This is a genomic window from Methanosarcina spelaei, from assembly GCF_002287235.1.
In the GTDB taxonomy this organism is placed as follows: domain Archaea; phylum Halobacteriota; class Methanosarcinia; order Methanosarcinales; family Methanosarcinaceae; genus Methanosarcina; species Methanosarcina spelaei.
On record NZ_LMVP01000176.1, the window covers coordinates 1 to 3,593 of the forward strand.

Sequence of the window (3,593 nt, forward strand, 5' to 3'; positions counted from 1 at the left end):
AAATCAAAGAGCAAAAACCAGTAAAACTAATAAACAGGGTTTGCTTTTAAGCATACCCTTTTCCTTTTCTTTAGATTTTCAGAAATTTAACCTACATTCGGCAGCAAGCACATTCCAACATCTAAATATTCTTAATTGTTATTTTTTGTAGGTTAAGTTAAAAAACAGCATCTTGCGGATTATCTATCTAGCATGATTTGTCTTTTATCTCATATATTATAAATATATATTAATTATGTTATGGTTAACATTTAGTAATTTTTGATTTAAATTAAATATCAAAAGTTCTAAAAAAAACGATATCAATAGAAAAATTGAATGGATTTTTATGTCGACCTGCCGAAAGCAGGATTTAAGGCTTTTTTAATTTACTTTGACTTAAAAGCGTTTTTTCTTGTTTGACCACAAACGCCTGCTCATTTGATCACAAACCTCGCTCATTTGATTACAAACCTCACTTATTTGATCACAAACGTTCGCTCGTTTGATCTGCGTCGCTTTCTTCTGCTTTCCCGTTATAATCTAGAGTAAACAAAACACTTGTAGCCGAAAAAAGCGAAAATAGTAAATGAGTTTTAATCAAATTTGCGCTAGCGAACTTTTTGAAGCAATATGACTGTTCACTTCATCGCTTCAAATTCTGTTAAAGTAGAGAATAACCCAAAAAACTTAGTTTGAGCAAAGTTGTCAACCGCAAAATGAAATTGATAAGTTATGTCATCTCAATATTTCAGGGAAATTTTACATCCCAGCAGCGACTAGTGAGGTGTTTTATTGAAACAGGTATTAGCTGTTGATAAATATGCTAGACTAGGATTGTTTTTATATTCCCTATAATATTATTATTTCTGGGGAGGGATATGTGTCGAGTATAAACACCGATGAATTTATGTCTATTTCTTTTTTATACGCAAATTAACAAAATTTCGAAATTAACAAAGTTTCAAGAATTAATAAAATTTCAATCTACTCTGTGGTAAAAGTATCTATTGATTATACGGAATCCGAAATTCAGAAAGATAATTTTGGGTTTTGGAACTAGATGTTTAAAGGTATGATATTAGTTAAGATGTTTTCCTTTATCAGTTAAGACGTTTTTCTTTATTAGTGACAACACTTTCCTTTAAGGAGATAACTAACGGGGAAAAGGAAAAATTTAAAAAGGTGATCAAAGTGACAGATCAGGTTCAACCACTGGTAAGCTTATCGAAAAAGCCTACTGAACCCAAAATAGTAGTCAACCTCAGATACATTAAGCGTAAGATTTTGATAATGAGTGGGAAAGGTGGAGTGGGGAAAAGCACAGTTGCAGCAAACCTGGCTATCGGACTGGCTCTGCATGGGTATAGAGTGGGACTTCTTGATTGCGACATTCACGGCCCGACTATTCCCACGATTTTCGGCATGGAATCTATGAGCCCAGAAGTTAGTGAAGAAGGTATAATGCCAATTGATGTTTTTCCCAATCTTTCTTTAATGTCTGTAGGTTTTCTACTCGAAGATAAAGATTCTCCTATCATCTGGAGAGGACCATTAAAGATGGGGATGATTGAAAAGTTACTGGGAGATGTCGTCTGGGGAGATCTTGATTTTCTGATTATAGATCTACCTCCAGGTACAGGAGACGAACCTCTAAGCCTGGCTTTGCTGATTCCCAATATTGATGGTTCGGTAATTGTTACAACTCCTCAGGACGTAGCTCTCGTAAGCGTCCGCAAATCGATCGAGTTTTCTAAAAAACTCAATGTTCCTATTATAGGTATTGTTGACAATATGCACGGGTTGATCTGCCCTCACTGCGGCAAGCCAATAGAGGTGTTTAAGAATGGAGGAGTGGAAAAAGCTTCAAAAGATTTCAACATCCCTATTCTTGCCAGGCTTCCGATAGAGCCAAAAGTCGCAAAAATGGAAGATAAAGGCACAATTGTCCAGGAAATGCTTGAACACGACACGGATTGGCAGAAGAAGTTTGAAAATTTTGTAATTGCAGTAGAAAAAGCCCTAATGGAAAAATAAGCGAGGCTGGAAAAAACGGAAGCTTTTCTCTGAGAGAAGAGCTTGTCAGAGACTGCATAGGCTGAGGAAAGGTAAACTATGAAATTATTCATAACAAGGAATAAACGTTGAGAACCGCGGGTAATTTGTTTTTCCAGAAACTGCCAGGTTATTGCTTTTCTTAACCCCAAGCTCTCACCGGTCGCAAACGACCGGCTTTTCCGAAAAAAGAATGAGAAGAAGAAAACCCAGAAGAAGAAATAATTATTTCTAGCACAATTACACTAAAGAGTTCTGCCACATCTCAAAAGCGTTGTATGAAAGAATCCCAAAGTAATGCAGGAAAGCAATGGTAAATGCCACAAAGCTGAGGGTCAAAAACAAACCCAATATCCTTATAAGCTGACATTTTTAGTTCACGATTTTTTCAAACTGTTCCTTAGAATTTCGGCTTGAATTTATGTTTACACCATATTTTTTCTTGGCCAGCACCATCACCGTAAAAATCTAGTGCTAAAATTGTGGATTTTTGGTAAAATCGGAAAAACGGGCCGCCAGTTATTAAAGACTCGATATTTTATCTTAATTCTCTCTAATGTGGGTCAGATTTGGTTTTTACTCATTGGTCATCGGTTAAGGAATTTTTGTGCCTGAAAGCTACCGATTTTGCATTAGAAGCCTACATTAAATCTTGGTCTATTTACACGAAATCGATACCTTGTTCCATCTCGCGATGTATTAGAATATTTGAGAAATGTTGAGTAACTCGATGCACTTTGTCACGATTATTTACTTAACCGATGACCAATGGATTCTTATTTAATATTTGTATGTATCCTCTTCAAATTGAGTGGAAAGCTCTCAATTTCTGCTTATTGAGCTTTTTTCTCCGATTAATTGAGCCAGAGATGAGGATCTCAAATTAGGGTTTTGACTTAAAAACTTATTCTTTTTTTCACTAACTCTGATGGGCATTTTTCTTTATTGGATAGTAGCAATTTTAAACAATGCCATATATGCCATTCTCATGTCGAAAAACAGTATTTCATACAAAGGAGTCCTCTTCGAGGACTCCTTCGAGAACTATCTTAGCAGAGAAAGCACTTCGATTTGCCAATTCCTGTACTTCCTTTGCATTGACGATATTGCAAAGCACGTAGAACGTACTTTTTACACCAACAAAAGTTGGCACTTTAAGTACAGTGTTTCTTCTATGATAAAACTGTTTGTAGTAAAGTGTTTCAGGAATCTTTCATATGATAAAACCATTTCTTCCTTAACAAAAGAAGAAGCTATCCTGCTCTCTTTTTATGATGAAAGTGGTCAGATTAAATTTCCTTCAGGTGGAACCCTTCATCATTTTGTGAAGTATAGACTTGGAGAGGAATGAATCAATGAAATAATGATGCTTTTAGGTGAAAAAATTCTCAAACTTTCTCAGGAAAGTGAGGCTAAGATCGATTCCACTCCACTTGAAGCTTCAAGATACGATAAACACGCTGATTATAATTCTCATTATGAATGCAAAATGGATAAGGCACACATTACAATGGTTGGAACTTATCCTGTTTTCATGACTCATACAAAAGGACTTTCTG

Annotated in this window: 1 protein-coding gene and 1 pseudogene; both read left to right on the top strand. The window is 35.6% G+C overall.

What is annotated here, in order from left to right; translation table 11 throughout:
• Positions 1-1,173: 1,173 nt before the first annotated feature.
• Positions 1,174-2,016: an Mrp/NBP35 family ATP-binding protein gene (locus tag ASJ81_RS10050; RefSeq protein WP_170943268.1), complete on the top strand. Its 843-nt coding sequence runs from the start codon at positions 1,174-1,176 to the stop codon at positions 2,014-2,016.
• A gap of 1,006 nt (positions 2,017-3,022) precedes the next feature.
• Positions 3,023-3,593 (top strand): annotated as a pseudogene (locus ASJ81_RS10055) (ISNCY family transposase); the annotation flags it as partial.